General features: G+C 57.5%; 21 protein-coding genes. 7 read left to right on the plus strand and 14 right to left on the minus strand.

Annotated elements, in window-relative coordinates; translation table 11 throughout:
• Window positions 1–65: 65 nt before the first annotated feature.
• The 3 genes from Q1Q75_RS01005 to mtnA all read right to left on the minus strand — a co-directional run bounded on the left by Q1Q75_RS01005 (window position 66) and on the right by mtnA (window position 2,604).
• The gene (locus tag Q1Q75_RS01005; RefSeq protein ID WP_300667140.1) at window positions 66–890 is read right to left on the minus strand and encodes a protein phosphatase 2C domain-containing protein; all 825 of its coding nucleotides are present in this window, start codon (window positions 888–890) and stop codon (window positions 66–68) included.
• 104 nt (window positions 891–994) lie between these two features.
• On the minus strand, window positions 995–1,489 hold the full coding sequence (locus Q1Q75_RS01010) for an Lrp/AsnC family transcriptional regulator (RefSeq protein ID WP_300667141.1): 495 nt from the start codon (window positions 1,487–1,489) through the stop codon (window positions 995–997).
• Entirely contained in the window at window positions 1,480–2,604 is a 1,125-nt protein-coding gene (gene mtnA / locus Q1Q75_RS01015; protein WP_300667142.1) for an S-methyl-5-thioribose-1-phosphate isomerase, read from the minus strand. The genes Q1Q75_RS01010 and mtnA overlap by 10 nt, the downstream gene beginning before the upstream one ends.
• Before the next feature lie 246 nt (window positions 2,605–2,850).
• On the opposite strand from mtnA, the gene mtnP reads away from it, so the two are divergent.
• Both mtnP and Q1Q75_RS01025 read left to right on the plus strand, forming a co-directional pair.
• Window positions 2,851–3,603, plus strand: a complete 753-nt coding sequence (mtnP, locus tag Q1Q75_RS01020; protein ID WP_300667143.1) for an S-methyl-5'-thioadenosine phosphorylase — start codon at window positions 2,851–2,853, stop codon at window positions 3,601–3,603.
• A gap of 52 nt (window positions 3,604–3,655) precedes the next feature.
• On the plus strand, window positions 3,656–4,177 hold the full coding sequence (locus Q1Q75_RS01025) for an adenine phosphoribosyltransferase (protein WP_300667144.1): 522 nt from the start codon (window positions 3,656–3,658) through the stop codon (window positions 4,175–4,177).
• Between the two features lie 87 nt (window positions 4,178–4,264).
• On the opposite strand, the gene Q1Q75_RS01030 is transcribed toward Q1Q75_RS01025, so the two are convergent.
• Window positions 4,265–5,050, minus strand: a complete 786-nt coding sequence (locus Q1Q75_RS01030; protein WP_300667145.1) for an IclR family transcriptional regulator — start codon at window positions 5,048–5,050, stop codon at window positions 4,265–4,267.
• A 338-nt stretch (window positions 5,051–5,388) separates the two neighbouring features.
• Between Q1Q75_RS01030 and Q1Q75_RS01035 the strand changes: the two genes are divergently transcribed.
• Together Q1Q75_RS01035 and tatC are read left to right on the plus strand one after the other, a co-directional pair.
• Window positions 5,389–5,673, plus strand: a complete 285-nt coding sequence (locus Q1Q75_RS01035) for a twin-arginine translocase TatA/TatE family subunit (protein WP_300667146.1) — start codon at window positions 5,389–5,391, stop codon at window positions 5,671–5,673.
• 110 nt (window positions 5,674–5,783) lie between these two features.
• On the plus strand, window positions 5,784–6,599 hold the full coding sequence (gene tatC, locus Q1Q75_RS01040) for a twin-arginine translocase subunit TatC (RefSeq protein ID WP_300667147.1): 816 nt from the start codon (window positions 5,784–5,786) through the stop codon (window positions 6,597–6,599).
• 78 nt (window positions 6,600–6,677) lie between these two features.
• On the opposite strand, the gene Q1Q75_RS01045 is transcribed toward tatC, so the two are convergent.
• Window positions 6,678–7,196: a shikimate kinase gene (locus tag Q1Q75_RS01045; RefSeq protein ID WP_300667148.1), complete on the minus strand. Its 519-nt coding sequence runs from the start codon at window positions 7,194–7,196 to the stop codon at window positions 6,678–6,680.
• Window positions 7,197–7,445: 249 nt separating this feature from the next.
• Here Q1Q75_RS01045 and mobB point away from each other — a divergent pair, with 249 nt between their 5' ends.
• Window positions 7,446–7,925, plus strand: coding sequence for a molybdopterin-guanine dinucleotide biosynthesis protein B (gene mobB, locus Q1Q75_RS01050; RefSeq protein WP_300667149.1), 480 nt, complete (start codon window positions 7,446–7,448; stop codon window positions 7,923–7,925).
• A gap of 6 nt (window positions 7,926–7,931) precedes the next feature.
• Here mobB and Q1Q75_RS01055 read toward each other — a convergent pair whose 3' ends face one another.
• From Q1Q75_RS01055 to Q1Q75_RS01065, 3 genes are read right to left on the minus strand one after another with little or no spacing between them, the layout of a single operon-like run.
• Window positions 7,932–8,840, minus strand: coding sequence for an MlaD family protein (locus tag Q1Q75_RS01055; protein WP_300667150.1), 909 nt, complete (start codon window positions 8,838–8,840; stop codon window positions 7,932–7,934).
• Window positions 8,837–9,550, minus strand: coding sequence for a hypothetical protein (locus tag Q1Q75_RS01060; RefSeq protein WP_300667151.1), 714 nt, complete (start codon window positions 9,548–9,550; stop codon window positions 8,837–8,839). Before Q1Q75_RS01060 ends, Q1Q75_RS01055 begins: the two co-directional genes overlap by 4 nt.
• A 14-nt stretch (window positions 9,551–9,564) precedes the next feature.
• On the minus strand, window positions 9,565–10,377 hold the full coding sequence (locus Q1Q75_RS01065) for an ABC transporter permease (protein ID WP_300667152.1): 813 nt from the start codon (window positions 10,375–10,377) through the stop codon (window positions 9,565–9,567).
• 104 nt (window positions 10,378–10,481) lie between these two features.
• Here Q1Q75_RS01065 and Q1Q75_RS01070 point away from each other — a divergent pair, with 104 nt between their 5' ends.
• Window positions 10,482–12,050 carry a SpoIID/LytB domain-containing protein gene (locus Q1Q75_RS01070; RefSeq protein ID WP_300667153.1) on the plus strand — a complete coding sequence of 523 codons (1,569 nt, stop codon included), beginning with the start codon at window positions 10,482–10,484 and terminating at the stop codon, window positions 12,048–12,050.
• A 133-nt stretch (window positions 12,051–12,183) separates the two neighbouring features.
• The gene (locus Q1Q75_RS01075) at window positions 12,184–13,101 is read left to right on the plus strand and encodes a hypothetical protein (RefSeq protein ID WP_300667154.1); all 918 of its coding nucleotides are present in this window, start codon (window positions 12,184–12,186) and stop codon (window positions 13,099–13,101) included.
• Between the two features lie 72 nt (window positions 13,102–13,173).
• Here the strand turns inward: Q1Q75_RS01075 and metK are convergent, their stop codons facing one another.
• The 6 genes from metK to Q1Q75_RS01105 form a co-directional block, all read right to left on the minus strand.
• A complete protein-coding gene (metK, locus tag Q1Q75_RS01080; protein ID WP_300667155.1) occupies window positions 13,174–14,346 on the minus strand; it encodes a methionine adenosyltransferase in 1,173 nt (390 codons plus the stop codon).
• A gap of 129 nt (window positions 14,347–14,475) precedes the next feature.
• A complete protein-coding gene (locus Q1Q75_RS01085) occupies window positions 14,476–15,573 on the minus strand; it encodes a radical SAM protein (RefSeq protein WP_300667156.1) in 1,098 nt (365 codons plus the stop codon).
• A 23-nt stretch (window positions 15,574–15,596) separates the two neighbouring features.
• Window positions 15,597–16,301, minus strand: coding sequence for a ribonuclease III (gene rnc, locus Q1Q75_RS01090; RefSeq protein WP_300667157.1), 705 nt, complete (start codon window positions 16,299–16,301; stop codon window positions 15,597–15,599).
• Window positions 16,298–17,173, minus strand: a complete 876-nt coding sequence (locus Q1Q75_RS01095) for a PHP domain-containing protein (protein ID WP_300667158.1) — start codon at window positions 17,171–17,173, stop codon at window positions 16,298–16,300. Before Q1Q75_RS01095 ends, rnc begins: the two co-directional genes overlap by 4 nt.
• Window positions 17,163–17,525: an RNA polymerase-binding protein DksA gene (gene dksA, locus Q1Q75_RS01100; protein WP_300667159.1), complete on the minus strand. Its 363-nt coding sequence runs from the start codon at window positions 17,523–17,525 to the stop codon at window positions 17,163–17,165. The genes Q1Q75_RS01095 and dksA overlap by 11 nt, the downstream gene beginning before the upstream one ends.
• Window positions 17,526–17,697: 172 nt before the next feature.
• The coding region (locus tag Q1Q75_RS01105) for an ACP S-malonyltransferase (RefSeq protein WP_300667160.1) at window positions 17,698–18,147 on the minus strand (450 nt) is incomplete at its 5' end.

Below are 18,147 nucleotides of genomic sequence, written 5' to 3' on the forward strand. Positions count from 1 at the left end.
GGCAAAACACCTCCGCAGAACAGCACGATTTTTTTTGGCCAGACACGGTGAATCGAACCCCGTGACTAAGACCTTTTCACCCGGGGCAAGAGCTTGAACTTACCCAGTGCGCGGTTTACCCACCCTGAAAAAGGCCCCCTTTCCCTTCCGAAGACCTTGACCACCACCACGGTAATGTTGTCGTCCCCTCCCCGGGCATTGGCCAGCTCCACCAAGGTTCGGGCGGCATCCCCAGGGGAAAAATTGTTAGCCGCCTGAAGAATTTCCTCTTCGGACACCCGGTTGCTCAACCCATCGGAACAGATGACAAATCGATCCCCCGGATAACATTGACTCTCACACACATCGGCAGCAACACGCTCGCGGATCCCCACAGCGCGCGTGAGAATATGCTTCAACCGCTTGGGCTCCGGCGTCTTTTCGGCTTGGACGGACGTGTCCATGGAAAGATTGTGGGACACAGACACCATCTCAATGGTTTCACCGTGAATGCAGTAAACCGGGCTGTCCCCTACATTGGCCGCCACATAGGAGCTGCCGCAGATCCAGAGCGCCGATACCGTGGCCCCCATACCCTCATACCGATCCACATTACGAGCCGCCTGCCAGACCTTCCGGTTGGCATGGCCGATGGCATCCACCAGGGAAGAGGCTTCAGGAGAGAGACCGGAGCCCGTCGAAGGCACCGGGCCATCCGCCAGGTCTTTCACCTGATCAATATATTCCCTCATGCCTTCCACCACCAACCGGCTGGCCACATCTCCGGCTTTGTGACCCCCCATGCCATCGGAAACGACATAGAGTTTCAGCTCATTGCTGGCAAAAAAGGCATCTTCATTCCGGAGCCTGCGGCATCCCACATCGGTCAGGGCGGCATTTTCGACATCCATGGTGATCTACTTTCCAAGTCCATCGGGGTCTATGGCTGGGAATCACGCCGTTAGAGAAACGAACACACCCAGGCCTTTAAAGCGAGCGCGGTAACCGTCGGGCATCAAACCGCCCCCGGCACCTCGGCTTGTGAAAAATAGCTCATGGAGGTCTTCTTCAATTCCCGCTTGCTGAACAACACCCTGTAGACAGTCACCCCCGTTTTTTCAGAAATACGGCGCGCGGTCTCCAGGCAGGTCTCGCGGCTGGTGGCGTGGACCATGGTATAGAGGTTGTAGGGCCACTCCTCGGCAGGATCTCGTCGGTAGCAGTGAGATACCTCGTTGAACGAAGCCATGAGGCCTCCCACCTCTTCCGACCGAGCCTCAGCCACCTGCCAGGCCACCATGGCGTTGGCAGTAAAACCCGATTTCTGGTGGCGTAAGGTGGCACCAAAACGGCGGAACATCCCTTTATCGTCCAATCCTGTCAAGACGGAAAGAAAGACCTCTTCGGTCATCCCCAGTCTCTTAGCCAGCACCCGATAAGGGCGCTCACACACCGGAATATCCCCCTGGATGGCAGAAATCACCCTTTTTTCCTGATCAGTCAATTGCATGGTGCCTCCTTTCCCTTTTCAGGAAAGAGTCCGAGGACCCCCTCGCGACTCGCCGCGCACAGGCCTCTTTCGGTAATAAACCCGGTCACAAGCCGTGCCGGTGTCACGTCAAAGGCGTGATTCTCACAGGCAGAGCTGGCCGGCGGGACAAGAACCTGGACGGTTTTCCCAGCCACCTGCCCCTGAACATAGCGAATCTCATCAGGATTTCGCACCTCAATGGGGATCTCTTTCACCCCATCATCCATCTCCCAGTCGAAGGTCGAAGAGGGAAGCGCCACCCAAAAAGGAATCCCGTTGTCCCTGGCTGCCAGGGCTTTCAAGTAGGTCCCGATTTTATTGGCCACATCTCCGGTCCAGGTGGTGCGATCGGTGCCTGTGATGACAAGATCCACCTGGCCATGCTGCATGAGATGCCCTCCGGCGTTGTCGGCAATCACCGTGTGAGCCACCCCGTGCTTCCCAAGTTCCCAGGCCGTCAGACGGGCGCCCTGGTTCAAAGGACGGGTCTCATCCACCCAGACGTGAACATCAATCCCGCGGTTGAACGCTTCGTAGATCGGTGCCGTGGCGGTGCCATAGTCCACACAGGCCAGCCACCCGGCGTTGCAGTGGGTCAGGATGTTGACGGTTTCCCCTTGCTTCCGGCGGCTGATCTCTTCGATGAGGGAGACACCAAAGACCCCGATCTGGCGGCAGTTCTCCGCCTCCTCATCGGCGATCAGCTCCGCCTCTTTGCGAGCGGCGCGCACGCGATGAACGTCCCCCTGAACCGACGCCAGGCAGGCCATCATCCGATCCACCGCCCAGGCCAGATTCACAGCCGTGGGACGAGACGATTTCAAGCGCTCTGCTTCACCTTGAAGCCAGACGTCTGTGATCTGGCCTCCCGGCGCATTGATGCAGGCCAGATAGACCCCCCAGGCACCGGTGGCACCAATCAGGGGGGCTCCCCGCACGAACATCTCCCGGATGGCGTCCAGAGTATCATCCACGCCCTTCAGAGCCACGATCACCAGCTCATGGGGTAGCATTCTCTGATCAATCACAAGGACTTCCAGGGGGTTGTCGTTATTCAGCCAGATGGGCCTCATCTCTTTGCCGTCTACCTTCATAGGAACCTCGTATATCTCCTGGGCACCTCCCATTCACAGGCAGACAGGGGGTCAGGAACAAAAATATTGTCTCATATCACGCATTAACGTATAAACCTTAGTATCATAATTCAAGGTTCTCGTATAGCGGTTATCCGGCGGTTTCCGGCGGGAATCGGACGCCTGCCAAGGCCCCGGTGGCCCCTCGCCGGGAAGACAATGCGCAAGGCAACGACATGAGGTCACAGGGAATTTAAGGAGAGGCACATGATTCAGGTGGGCATCATCGGCGGGTCGGGACTCGACGACCCGAAGATTCTAAAAAATGCGGAAGAGATCACCCTTACCACACCCTTCGGTGACCCCTCATCCCCCATCACCCGAGGCGTCATGGACGGACGCACCGTTTTGCTCCTGGCCCGCCACGGACGCCAGCATCAGTTCAGCCCCAGTCAGGTAAACTATCGCGCAAACATCCATGCCCTGAAAGAGCTGGGAGCCACTCACCTCGTGGCCACCACCGCCTGCGGCAGCCTGCGGGAGGAGATCGAGCGGGGCCACTTCGTCATCCTGGATCAATTCATCGACTTCACCCGCAAACGGGCCCACACCTTTCATGACGACTTCACCAGCGGCGCCGTCCATACCGGCATGGCCACCCCCTTTGACGCCCACCTGCGAAAGGTGCTCTTTGACACCAGCACAAAGCTCGGCAACCCCACCCATCACACAGGAACGGTGGTGACCATCGAGGGGCCGCGCTTCTCCACCCGGGCCGAATCCAGGATGTTCCGCTCTTGGGGAGCCGATGTCGTCAACATGAGCGTCGCCACAGAGGCCGCCCTGGCCAATGAAGCGGGGATCCCTTACGCCGCCGTCGCCATGAGCACCGATTATGACTGCTGGAAAGAGGACGAAACCCCCGTCTCCTGGGAAGAGATCCTTGAGGTCTTTCACAAGAACACCGACCGGGTCCAGGGGCTGCTGTTAAAAGCAATACCCAGAATCGGTGAGGCATAAAAAAGACACCTTAATAAAACCAACAAAACAGATAAAAGAGATCAGGAAGAGCATGACTATTAAAGAGAGCATTCGGTCCATCCCCGGATGGCCCATTGAAGGCGTTATTTTCCGTGACATCACCACCCTGATGCAGGACCCGAACGCCTATCACGCGGCTTGCGATCAGTTTTACGAACGTTACAAAGGAAAGAACATTGAAAAAGTGGTGGGCATCGACGCCCGCGGCTTCGTGTTCGGCGCGGTCCTGGCCTACCAGCTCGGCGTTGGATTTGTTCCAGTAAGAAAAAAAGGAAAACTTCCCTGGAAAACCATTGAAGAGTCCTATGCCCTGGAGTACGGGGAAGCCGAAGTGGAGATACACGAAGACGCCATCGAAAAAGGCGAGAAAGTGGTGATCATCGACGACCTCATCGCCACCGGGGGCACCATTGAGGCGGCCATCAACCTGGTGAAGCGCCTGGGCGGCGACATCGTGGAGTGCGGATTTATCGTGGAACTGCCAGAACTCGGCGGACGAAGCAAAACCGGCGACACCCCCATCTACGCCATGTGTGAATTCGAAGGCGATTGACCGGAGGGGCTCACCGTCTCGGACGAACGCCAGAAAACAGGTTTGATTTAAAAATGAAGGGCCGACCCAAAGGGGTCTGCCCTTTTTTTATCTCCCCTCTGACGCCCCGTGCATCGGGTTGGGGGCGTACCCCAGGGCAAAGGAGATCTCTCCGGCGGTGCGCTTGACCTCGCTGGCGATGGATGGCATCTCCCCCCGTTTAAGTAGCTCCGGAGTACCCGAGACACTGAGGGCCGCCACGCAAGACCCGGTATGGTCAAACAGGGGGGACGCGATGCAGGCCAGCCCTTTAAGATACTCCTCCGACTCACAGGCATACCCCAGAGCCCTGGCGGTCTCCAGCTCAGAGCGCAAAACATGGTCATCGGTCAGGGTCTGCGGTGTCAAAGGGGCCAATCGGGTGCGAGATAAATAGGCCTCCAGCGCCTGGGATGAACAGGTGGAGAGAATCGCCTTGCCAACGGCCGAGCAATAGGCCGGGACCTTGGGTCCGAGAGTTGTAAAAGGAAGGGGCTGATCATTGGGGAACAGGTTCAAGGTAACAAGGACCATCCCCCGATCCCAGATGGCGATACGGGCCATCAGGGAGGTCTGACGTGCGAGGCGCTGCGCAGCAGACCCGCCGATCTGATTGACCCGGAGATGGCTGGTGACGCAGGTACCCAACTCGTACACCCGAAGACCCAGAGAGTACTTTCGGGTCTCATCGCTCTGGCTGAGAAAGCCCTCGTCGGCCAGGGTTTGAACCAGGCCGTGAACGGTGGGTTTGGGCAACCCCATGAAGCCGGCCATCTCGGTAATCCCCAGGACAGGCCGAGACGGGGTGAAAAGGGAGAGTATGTCAAGAGCCCGCTTTACCGATTGAATCGTCATACTTGCCTCCATACCACAGAGAATCCGTTTCCACAGACGCCTGAAAACGACGCCCCCCGCACACCCCTTCCATGTTTCAACCAAACCCTATGTAGTACATCGCCCAGAGCCTGTCAAACCAGCGCAACCCGAATCTTTTTATCTAGCTCTTCATCAATTTGTACGCCAATGCAACCGCTGGAGACATCCTTCTTCTTCTCTCAAAGAAAGGGTGGGTTGTCCACGACGGCCGGGTAAACGACAAGCCCTTCACCTTGACACCGCCCCCCAAAACAAGTACAACCGTCCATGCGTTTTTACCTGAAACAACTCTCAATTTTTTCAAGGAGATGACCACCATGTTTGGAATGGGGATGCCCGAAATCCTCCTGATCATGGCCGTGGCGCTTATCGTCATCGGCCCCAAAAAACTGCCTGAGCTGGCCCAAACCCTCGGCAAAGCCTTTGGAGAATTTCGCAAGGCAACAAGCGATCTCAAGGAAACCTTTACGGTTGACCTGGAGACCCCTTCCACCGAAAAGGCAGGTGGCGAGATAAAAAAAGTGTCCCTGATCCCTCCCGATGCCCTCTCCCCCGAGGCCGAGGAAGTCGAGCCAGAGACGCCGGACCAGAAAGAGGTTTAATGACGGGCTCTTTTGCGGTGTCAGACACCGCAAGACAGACAAAAGCAGCCCGATAAGACGACAGACCACGCTTCGCCATGGTGCGGAGCCACCCATAAAGAGACCGAATCATGCAGGAAGAGGACAAACTCCCGTTTACCGATCACCTGGAGGAGCTGAGAACCCGGCTCATCCGCTGCTTTATCGCCATCGTCATCGGGTCGGCCGCCGCCTATGGGTTCAAAGAGGTGATCTTTACCCTCCTTACCCAGCCCCTCCTCGACGTGCTCCCCGAGGGCGGTGCCATTATCTTTACCGGCCTTCCCGAGGCCTTCTTCACCTATCTTAAGGTTTCCCTCCTGGCCGGCCTGCTCCTGGCCAGCCCGGTGATTATCTTCGAGATCTGGATGTTCATCGCTCCGGGGCTCTACAAGCGGGAGAAGTGGATCATGGCACCGGCCATTCTGCTCTCCGTGCTCTTCTTTACCGGCGGTGCCCTCTTCGGCTACTTTCTCGTTTTCCCCTTCGGGTTTAAGTTCTTTCTGGGCTTCGCAACGGAGTCCCTCAGGGCCCTGCCCACCATGCGGGAGTACCTCTCCTTTGCCTCCAAACTTCTCATGGCCTTCGGCCTCGCCTTCGAGCTCCCGATCTTTATCACCATCCTGGCCATCATGGGCCTCGTGACGCCTGCATTCCTGAGGAAACACCGCAAATATGCCGTGGTCTTCTTCTTTATCTTCGGCGCTATCCTCACCCCCCCGGACGTGGTCACCCAGATCCTGCTGGCCACCCCCATGATCCTGCTCTATGAACTGAGCATTTTCGGGGCCATGGCCTTCGGCAGACGCCCCCTGGGCACCACCGATGACGAGGACGAAGAGAAGGATGAGGAGAAGGACAGCAAAACCGACGTCAAAGACGATGAGGTCACAACCAAAAAAGAGTAACCTGATCTAACCTCACCACCCCAGATAGACGGGGGCCGGAACCCTTCGGCCCCCTATTTTTTTTTCTGCCAAGCCCCCCTATCGCCAGATCTCACCCTCCCTATTGATCAGGGCCTCATGAACCACGTCGGCAACCCCGGAGGGGGTCAACCCTTCGGTGGGAATCACGAGGTGAGCACACGCCATATAGAGGGGGTGGCGCTCATGATACAGGCTTTCGACGCTCATGCCCGGCTGAATCACCACGCCTCGAGCCTCCAGATCGCTGAGACGCTCCAGGAGAACAGACAAGGGGGTGTGCAGGTAGACCACCAGGCCATGGGTGGCCAGATGATCCATGGCCCGACGTCCGTAGATGACGCTTCCACCAGTGGCGATGACGGTGGCGGTGGCCTCCATGCCACAGAGGTGACTCTCCTCCAGCGCCTTGAACCTCTCCATCCCCTCCTCCCGAATGATCTCTGAAAGACGACGCCCCTCCCGGGCCTGGATATAGACATCGCTGTCGGTAAAATTCAGGCCAAGGCGCTTGGCGAGGATCACCCCCACGGTGCTCTTTCCCGCGGCGGGCATGCCGGTCAGTACCACATTTTTCATTATAAATTATCCTCCTCGTCCATGACCCCGTTCAATTTTTATACATAGAAAAGCCCCCACAATAACGCATTGCGTCCGCCCTTTCAAATCTTCCTGTGCAAACAAAGAATCCCTCGAATTTTACCGAGAGCAAGAGGCCCTGCGGCCAGGCCCGCATTTGCCTTGACAAGGCCGAAGCCAATCCCATAGGCTATCGAAATCCTCGCCCCTGACGGCGGCTTAAATCAACCTCTGAAAGGACCCTCCTCCATGACAGTCACCCTCTCCATCGTGGGTAAATCAGGCTCCGGAAAAACCACGCTGATGACGCGGATCCTCCCGTTGCTTCAACAAAAAGGCTTTCGAGTAGGGATCATCAAGCACACCGCCCACGGCTTTTCCATGGACCATGAAGGAAAGGACAGCTGGAAGTATCAGCAGGCTGGAGCCGATGCGGTGATGGTGGCCTCAGAGACCGCCTACGCCCTGGTCAAAAAAGTGACCCCGGTGTGCCTGGAAGAGTTGGAAGGACAGATGAAGGATGTGGATCTCATCCTCACCGAAGGATACAAGGGATCGGATCGTCCCAAGATTGAAGTCAACCGAGCCGCGACGGGCAAAAAAAACCTGACGGGACTCACGCAGCTCGTGGCCCGCATCACGGACACCCCGCAGGAGGATGGCCTGCCCACCCTTCACCCGGACGACGCCCAGGGGGTCGCCGATTTCATTGCCAAGACCTTTTTATAAGGGATCTCAGGGACGGAGCCCCGCATCCTTTGCCCGGACCTCAGGGCCAGGGGGCAGGTTCCCCCGGATCAGAAGATTCTTCTTCAGGGACTTCACCACCTCATCGATGTGCTCCACCCCCACCCGGATCTCTGCAAGCCCTTTGACGGTTGTTTCGGTAATGGTGGGCACATCCCGGCTTCCCTTCTCCACATTGTCCAGAATCTGCTTCAGCACCGCGATGTTCTTTTCAATCTCCACGCCGATTTCATGGACCTTGTTCAGATCCCGATCCACGAGGTCCACGGTATGCGGCACCTTGTCCACGGCCACGGCCAGGCTGTCGAGGATCACCCCCACACGAACCTCCACGGCCTCAAGGGAGTTGTTGATGCTGGCAAGCGCCGCAAACAACGGGCCTTCGGGATCCCTGAGCAGCGCGGTCACTTCTGAGATATCCTGCACGGCACGAATCACCTGCTTGGCCGTCTTCTCCACCTCAAACTCCGCGAGAATATCCGAGACCGAGGGCTTCTCTTCGGACAGAATCGCCTCATCCGTCAAAATCTGAGGGGACTCCGGGGTGCCGGGCGTGATGGAGATATACTTGTTGCCGATATAGTTGACACTCTGGACCGTGGCGATGGAATCCCTTCGGATGCGCGGGGCGTATTCGGCAAAGACCGCCATCCGCACGTGGACCACGTTCCCCACGAGGGTCACCTCTCGAACCTTGCCGATGTCGGCATTAAAGAGCTTCACGGCCGCATTTTTCTCCAGGTTGTAACTCTCTTTAAAGGTGGTGTAATAGGTCACCTTCTCGCGAAACCAGTCCTTGCTGCGACCGATGGCCAGAACCATCAGGGCCAGCAGAATAATGATGGCAAGCATAAAAGCCCCCACCACTTTTTCCCGGGTGTCATAGCGTACAATCATGGGGCCAGCTCCTTGACCAGAGTGCCATTTTCAAGATGAAGGTTCAAGGGACTGAGCTCTTTACCGAACCCCCGATAGTTGGTGGTGAAAATAAAGACCCCCCCCCGCAAAAGAATTTTACGGATTTCACTGATAAACAAGGCCAGATACCCCCGCCCCACAAACTCCTCGGGATACTCCGCCAGAAACAGCAGGGGCTCCTTGAGCAGGTCCCGCACGACGATGGCCCGCCTCTGCTCCATGGCGTCGATCAGCTCCGGGCAGAGGGAAAGCGTCCTTTCAATGCCAAAACCTTTCACCAGCGCCTCCTTCACCCCCTGGTGCCGATCCAGGTTGGTGTCACTGAAATAATGCGCCTGGTAGTCAAGGTTCTCCTCAACGGTCCGGTTTCTCACCATGGCGGCCGTCGGATAAAGGTATCCGATCCGGCGCTTGACAGGGAGGAGTTTCTCATACCAGGTGAAAGGAAGCGTTGCGCCGTCAAAACAGTAGGTGCCGCGTGAGGGCCAATCCAGGGTGGCCAGACACCGCATCAACAGATGGGCATCGGAGGGGTTGTCGGCAAAGAGATGCACGGCCGTCCCGGGATTCAGGGTCAAATCAAGCCCGGAGAGCAAACGCCCGCCCCAGCCATCTCTCACCCTCAGGTTTGTCCACTGAACCACCGGTGTATCGGCGGGGTCGATGCCATCTTTTCCGGCGGTCGGCATGGGCGAGGTGTCCTCTACAGATAAAAAACAATGGAAACAAAGGCATTCACAAGCATGCAGACAAAAAAGCTCTCCACGGAAGCCCGGGAGACACTCACAGGAATCCGCGAGACTTTACGGACGGTGGTGTACCCGTGAAAGAGACTCACCACCGTGATAATCAACCCGAAGAGCAAGGCCTTCAGCAGGCTGACGACCAAATCGGTGCCGCTGAGGGCCCGAGCCACCTGAAAAAGAAAGATATCGCCGGACATGCTGACGGTCACCCAGGCAACAATCTGCCCACCCAACAGGGCCGCTAAGTCAAACACCACAAAAAGACAAACCACCGCCGAGGTGATGCCCGTAAACCGTGAAAAAGAGAGGATCCACATGGGATCCACCCCGGACATCTCCAGGGCCTCGATTTCATTAAAAACGGTCATACAGCTCATCTCCGCGGTGACCGCTGTGGCCGAACGCAAAATAACCACCAGGGCTGTGATGAGGGGACCGATCTCCCGGACAATCAAAATCACGGCCGCCTTGCCGAGCTCAAACTCAGCGGAGAGCTTGGTAAACTGAATAATCACGGCACTTCCCACGAGCAGGGCCAGGGGAATGATCAGGGGCAGGGCCTGAACGGCCGTGAAGTAAATCTGCTCCACCACCGCCCTCTTGACCTGCTTGCGCCCATCGGTGGGGCGCCTCACCAGAAGGGTGAGAATACGCAAGGTAAAGGCCGCACGAACCAGGGCCATCCCCATAAAATCGAGGGTGGCTCGTCCGAGATAACCGCATGTACGTCCGATCCATTTCAAAGGAAGCCCCTGTCGACTGGTTGTCAATAACCTCAATATCCGGTACTCTTGTGCTGCCGGAAAAGTATAGTCAATTCAATTAACAAAGATCAACCGATTTTAAACGTTCCACCCCGGAGGGCTCCCACCCCATGATTCGCCTGAAAACCCTTGTCACCCTCTGCCTGTTTTTCTGTGTGCCCCCGGCAGTTTTCGCCGAAACCACCCCCCCGGCGACCCTGTTTGAAGACGCCGCCGCCCTCCTCGAGCAGGGCCAAGCCCTCGAGGCCACAGCCATTTACCGACGCATCCTGGACGGCAGCTCCAACCGTGAACAACGGGCCAGGGCCCTTCTCTTTCTTTCGACCCTGTACAGTCGCAACCTGAACCTTCCCGACACGGCGGTGGCCTGCCTCGAACAGATTGAGGCCACCTACCCCAACACCTCGGTGATCATCGATGCTCGATTTGCCTTGGGGACCGTGACCTACCGCAGCGGACGGTTTCGTCAGGCGGTCACCCATTTTAAACAATTTATCGAACGCTACCCCGATCACATGCGCAGCTCTTCGGCCCGAGCCTGGTTGCGGGAAGCGGAAACCCTGGCTGGAACCGAACGGCCCAACCTCGTGCAGAACAAGGCCATGGACCAGCTCCCCGACACGGTACGGGTTCTCATTCGAAACAAAGAGGAAAAGGTGATCCTCGGCAAAGCCGGCGAGCCCATGGCCGTGCTCCAGGACGGATTGCCCCTGTTTGAAGGAGACGGCCCGGTCACCCTCACACGCACCGGGCAAGACCTGGCCATCAATGGGGTCAAGGCCGGCTCCCAGACCCTGTCGGTTCAGACCCCGGGTCGCCTCCCCCGGGTGGACGGGCACGCCTACCGGGGAGAGGTCACACTCTGGCCCGAAGAGAAAGGCATCTCGGTGGTCAACACCCTGGCCATCGAGCCCTACCTGTACGGCGTCCTCCCCAAAGAGATGAGCCCCCTCTGGCCGGAAGAAGCGCTGAAGGCCCAGGCCATTGCCTCACGGACCTACACCTATCATACCCTACTCAACCGGAAAGGGCATCCCCGCTTTGACCTGGAGGCCACCACCGCCTTTCAGGTCTATGGAGGGGCTGACGCCGAAACCCCGGAGACCACACGCCCTGTCGACCTCACCCGCGGGCGCTATCTCGCCTTTCAGGGGCTCCCCATCATCGCCTGTTTCCACGCCAACAGTGGGGGCATGACGGAAAGCGCCGATGCTGTCTGGGGGGCGGCTTTGCCCTATCTGCAAGGGGTCAAGGACAGCTTCAGTCGCCTGGCACCCGAGGCCTGCTGGAAAAAAGAGCTGAAGAAGGACACCATGGTCCGGAGGCTCTGGGCAAAGGGATACCGACCGGGAGGCATTATCTCCCTGACCACGGCCGACCCCTCCCCTTCCGGGCGCACCGGCCAGGTGATCATCAGCACCTCCCGGGGACGGCTTGAACTCACCGGCAACGAGTTCAGGCAGGCCATGGGGCCCACGGTGATTAAAAGTGCCTGGTTCACGGCCACCCGCCAGAAAAAAGGCTACCTCTTTGAAGGGTGCGGGTATGGCCACGGTGTCGGCATGAGCCAGTGGGGTGCCCGAAAAATGGCCACCTCAGGCTTTACCTGCGACACCATTTTACATCACTATTACAAGAACGTCTCCCTGGTCTCCATTGACAAAGAGGGGCGTCGCTGATATCGGATTTTTGCGCCTTCACTGAGACAAAAGAGCCATGCAAATAAAAACCAGACGACCGAACCGGAGTTTTCGCTGTGCCGACCGTTGACCAACAGAGCACGATTTTTCCACACCCCTTTAAAGGCCCATCATGATACATCGGCTGATGCCCTTTATCTTCCTGGGAGCCCTGTTCCTTGTCTGCCCCGGCCTCCTCTTCGGCGCCGACGGACAGGAGATCACGGAGACCTTTAAGGACGGTGGGATCGACTGGAGCACCGGCACGGCCTGGGCGCAAGGGATGCATGCCCCCAACGAACAGGCCGGACGCCCCGCCTCCCCCGAAGCGCGGGAACACTACGTCAATCGGGCCGTGGGTGCAGCCCGGAAGAACCTCTACGCCATTTTGCAAAAGCTCACCATTCACGGAGACATCACAGGCGGCCACGTCATGGACAACACCCGGGAAATTCTCGCCCAGGTCGACCTGATGCTTCTCTCCACACCGGTGACAAAAAAACGATTCCTCACCGACGGCTCGGTGGAGGCCAGGGTCTCCCTTCCGCTCCGAGGCGCCTTCTCTCAACTCATCCTCCCGGAGGAGATCCGGCAAATCGATCCCATCAAGCCCCTTTTCTCCTCACCGACGCCCAAAAACCTGGCCCATGTTGCTTACACAGGCCTCATTGTCGATGCCCGCGGCATTGACGCGGTCCCCAGCCTCGCCCCGCGCGTGGTGACCGAGTCCGGAGAAGAGGTGTACGGCCCCCCCATCATCAGCCGGGAATACGCAGTCCAACGCGGGGTGGCGGCTTATGAGAGGAGCCTCGCCCAGGCGGGCCAGGGCCCGTCCCTCGGTGAAAACCCCCTGATGGTCACCGGTATCGGCACCACGGCCGAGGCACGCACTGATATCATGATCAGCAGCGAAGACGCCGCCCGTATCCGCTCCGATGTCGCCCACACCACCTTCCTCAGCCAGTGCCGGGTCATCATTGTCCTGGACGCTCCGGCCCCACGCACGCAAAACAATGCCTCCCCACGGCGCCTGGGCCAAAGTACCAAATAAAAAAGGGACGTTTCCTCATGGAAACGCCCCTTTCATCATCTACCCGTCTGACAACTGATCTGCTATAGAGCCTTAAAGCCCGGCTTTCTCCCGAAGAATCGCGACCTTGTCGGTTCGCTCCCAGGTAAAGCCCACCTCATCGGTGCGGCCAAAGTGACCGTACGCAGAGGTCATTTTATAAATAGGCCTCAGGAGATCAAGCTGCTCGATAATGGCGGCAGGACGCAGGTCAAAGACCTCACGAACGATAGCGGCAATGCGGGTCTGGTCGATCACCCCGGTGCCCTTGGTGTCCACAAGAACGGACACGGGCTCTGCCACGCCGATGGCATAGGCCACCTGAACCTCACACTCTCGGGCCAGGCCAGCGGCCACGATGTTTTTGGCGATGTAGCGTCCCATGTAGGATGCGCTGCGATCCACCTTGGAGGGGTCCTTGCCGGAGAAACATCCGCCCCCGTGGCTGCCACGACCGCCGTAGGTGTCGACGATGATTTTTCGACCGGTGAGGCCACAGTCGCCCATGGGACCGCCCACGACAAAACGGCCGGTGGGGTTGATGAGAAAACGGGTCTTCTCATCGATCATCTCAGAGGGAATCACCTTATTCACCACCTCTTTGATGATGCCTTCCTGAAGATCCTCGTGGCTCACATCAGGGCTGTGCTGGGAAGAGACCACCACGGTATCCACGCGCACGGCTTTTCCATTTTCATACTCAATGGTGACCTGCGCCTTTCCATCGGGACGGAGGTAGGGAAGAACCCCTGTCTTACGCGCCTCGGCAAGCCGATAGGTCAGCTTGTGGGCAAAGACCGCTGTCATGGGCATGAGTTCCGGGGTTTCATCGATGGCGTAGCCAAACATCAGCCCCTGGTCGCCCGCGCCCTGGTCCTTAAAAAGGCCTTCGCCTTCATTGACGCCCTGGGCAATATCCTCAGACTGCTTATCAATGCTTGAGATCACAGCGCAGGTCTGCCAGTCAAAGCCCATCTCGGAGGAGTCGTAACCAATCTCTCGAATGGTGTCCCTCACAATCTGGGTCATATCCACATAGCAATTGGTGGTAATTTCACCGGCGATGAAAGCCATACCTGTGGTCACCAGAGTCTCGCAGGCCACCCTGCATCGTGGATCCTGGGCCATGATGGCGTCTAAAATGGAATCGGAAATAGCGTCGGCCACCTTGTCGGGGTGACCCTCCGTTACGGACTCCGAAGTAAAAAAGTAGTTCGCGTTGGTCATTCTCTGCTCCTTTGGAACACTTGAAATCTAAATCGCTTCATATGAATCGATCGGTGTCTGTCGGGCGGGAAGCAAATGAGCTGAGCCCCTGCTCATATAAGGGTCTAGCCAATTACCCGAACATCTTTATCAACTTTCGCCCTGTTTTGCAAAGATTTGGCGCACCGAATCCACGACCCACCCCCCGGCCGACAAGGCGGTCTCCGCCAGGGCCTCATCCGATCGAACAGAAATCGTCTGAAAAGCATACCGGGTTTTTAATCGCGCCATATTCTCATTGCGGAGCCCGCGCATACGGGAAATATTTCGGGGGTGGACACGAAAAACAGGAGAGTCTCCCGGTGAGAAGAGCCGTTCGGCAAGACGTTCCGCCATGTCGAGGAACCGGGCGCTGTGGACAAGATGGCCGAAGGCGGGGTGGTGAGGGCCTGCGCAAATACGCTCTAAACGCATCGCCTCACTCTCTTGAAGCCCCATGCGAATCACAGTGATCCCTTTCCGGGAAGCGGCCAGCCACGCCTCTTTGCTTCGAGAGACCGCCTCAGCAAGGGTCAGGGGCACATACCGGCCCTGACGCCAGAGCATGGTCAGGCCGCTTTCGGAAAGAACCACCGTCGGATAAATGCGGATTCCGTCGGGGGCCAGGGCCAGCATACGGTCAAGGGAGATGTGAAAGTGTTCCAGGGACTCCCCGGGAAGCCCGAGCATCATCTGAAGGATGGTGCGATAGCCGCGTTCTTTCAACCGCCCCATGGCCACTTCCGTGTCTGAGGCGCTGTGGCCGCGGGTGCTGGCCCGCAAAACGGAATCTACCATGGACTGGGCCCCAAGCTCCACCGTGGTGACCGGGTAAGCCGCCAGAAGATCCAGCACCTCCTCCGTCACGGTATCAGGGCGGGTGGAAAAACGAATTCCCTGCACCCGTCCCGATCGGACGTAGCTCCGGGCCAGATCCAGACAGGCCGTCATGGCCTCCACGGGCAGACCCAGAAAGGTGCCGCCATAAAAAGAGATCTCTACGGGATGGCGGTTCGCGGCCCAGGAGAGCCAGTGCTCAATGTCTGTGACCATCTCTGCACGGCTGGGCATGGCCGGGACGCCTAAACCGCCCTGGCCGGTGACCGCATATTGATTGCAAAAAATACAGTGGTGAGGGCATCCCGCATGGGGGATAAAGAGGGGAACGATCAACTCACGAGGTGTGCCGGGGGGCCGCGAAGGGCTCACCGGCGACTGAAGGGGGCCATGATTCAGAACCCCCGTTCCTTTAAGATATCCAAAGCGATGCGGGCAGCATCCTGCTCGGCAGACTTCTTGCTCTTTCCATATCCCGTGGTTTCAATATCACGGGTCTTCAGGGAAATCTGAAAGGTCTTGTCATGATCCGGCCCCATCTCCGAGACCACACGGTAACGCGGAATCTCCTTGAGATGCACCTGAGAATACTCCTGCAGCAGACTCTTACTGTCGCTGTTGAGGCGCGTGGGACGGACCCCACTGAGCAGGGGCTTAAAATGACGACTGATCAGACGATAGGAGGCGTCAAAGCCCCCATCAAGGTAGACCGCCGCGATGACGGCTTCCAGGACATCGGAGAGGATAGAATTTTTATCCCGACCGTTGGTCTGATTCTCTCCCTTGCCCAGACGAATGAACAGGCCCAAATCAAGCTGCCTGGCAATCTCGGCCAACTGGGTCTCATTGACCAGGTTGGACCGCATGCGGGACAAATTGCCCTCGTTCAACTCAGGAAAATTGTGCATCAGGGCATCCCCGACCACAAGGTTCAGCACGGCGTCTCCCAGGAACTCAAGGCGCTCGTTGTCCTCCGGGACAGTGTCTCCCTGTTCATTTACATAGGAGCTGTGCATCAAGGCCGTCGCCAGAAAGCTTCGGTCTCCAAAGGTGTAGTTGAGGTTGGTCTCTAACTGTAACAGGTCTTCAATGTGATTCATGTCAATGCAGCGATTAAGGTGGCGTAACAGTCAAAGGGTATATGGAGGTCGCCCTTCCCCACACCCAAATGTATACCGGATTTATATTCCCCGTGAAAATCGGACCCTCCGGTTACCAAAAGCCCCAGGGACTCTGCGCAACGAAGAAGGGACTGGGTAAACTCTGGAGAATGGGTAGAATAATAAGCCTCCACGCCGGCCAGACCCCTTCGGGTCAGGTCTGCAAGAAGCCCTTCCAACTCACCCAGAGGAAGCCCTACGGTCACAGGATGTGCCAGCACGGGAAGCCCCCCTGCAGCACGAATGAGACTTACCGCATTTTCAAAATCAATGCGACCCTTTTCTACATAAGCGGGACACCCCTTGGCCAGGTAACGATCAAAGGCTTCCTGAACCGACCCCACCGCCTGCTTCCGCACCATGACGGCGGCCATGTGGGGACGCCCGACCACAGCGCCTCCGGCCTCTGCCACCACCTCGGAAAGCGTGAGGGGGACGCCAAGGGTATTAAGGCGTGAAATCATCTGGGGATTCCGCGTCTCGCGCTGTCGCCGCAGGGCGGCCAATGCCTCCCCGAGGGGGGGCGAATCCAGATCAATCCCGTATCCAAGGATATGGAAACTGCCTTGGCTGCAGTAAGGCGCAGGGGGAGAAGAGCTGATCTCAACCCCGGTGATGAATTTTAAATCGACAGGAAGTCCGGCGGAAAGAATCTCCCGGGCACCCTCCACCGTGTCATGATCGGTAATGGCGATGGCGGAAAGACCGGTTTTTCGAGCACAAGCAACCACCTCCCATGGCGAAAAAGACCCATCGGAGGCGGTGGTATGGATGTGCAGATCAACTCCCGCCTCGGCATGATCAAAGGCCAAGGGATTTTTCTCTGGCTTCCGCCCGGGTTTTGCAATCGATGCATTGGGTCGTGACAGGGCGTGCCTTAAGGCGTTCGACAGAAATGTACTCTTCACAGCTTTCGCAGATCCCGAAGACATCGTTATCAATACGTTCCAAAGCCTGTTTTATCTTTTTGATCAGCTTGTGTTCGCGGTCGCGAATACGCAGCATAAAATTTCTGTTTTCTTCGTGAGATGCTCGGTCCGTGGGATCGGGGAAGCTCTCCTTCTGGGCTGTCATACCTTCAACGGTGCTGTCAGCCTGTTCCAGAAGATCATTAAGCCGATCAGTTAAAAACTTCCTGAAATATTCCAGTGTTTCCTGATCCATACTCAAACCTCTCCTCTGAGCTTGATTGGCGAATTTTTGTTTAACCTGCCTACTGTAAACACAGTTTACACTTTTTGTAAAGAAATTTTGCCTATGGGGCGTCCCTCTCTGCGAAGAAAGCCCGAGGAAAACAGCAAGAGACAACTCGCTGATACCTCACATAAAAATCAAATTACTGCGCCGCATTCATCCAGACATCCAAGGCCTTCAAAGTGGAGATATTCACCACCTCACACGGGCCGCCCTCGGGGACAATTTTTCGTGCCATCCCGGTGAGCACTTTACCGGGACCAACCTCCACAAATCGCGTCACCCCGTCTGCAAGAAGACGCATCATGATATCATACCAGCGGACCGGGTTGACCAGTTGACGGGCCATGTTCTCCTTCATCGCCTCGGGGTCTGCTTCCGACGCCGCGGTCACGTTGAAGAGGAGCCCTTTCTCCGCCTCCTGGAAAGACACCGCCTCAAGTGCCCGGCGAAAAGGCGCTTCCGCCTCTTGAATCAAGGGGCTGTGCCAGGCGCCGCTCACGCGGAGGGGAACAGCACGTCCCCCTTTTTCGCGAGGCACTTCGCCAAACCGTTTCACGGAGTCTGGATCGGCGCTCACCACGATTTGTTT

The sequence above is a fragment of the Desulfoluna sp. genome, assembly GCF_030145185.1.
GTDB lineage: Bacteria > Desulfobacterota > Desulfobacteria > Desulfobacterales > Desulfolunaceae > Desulfoluna.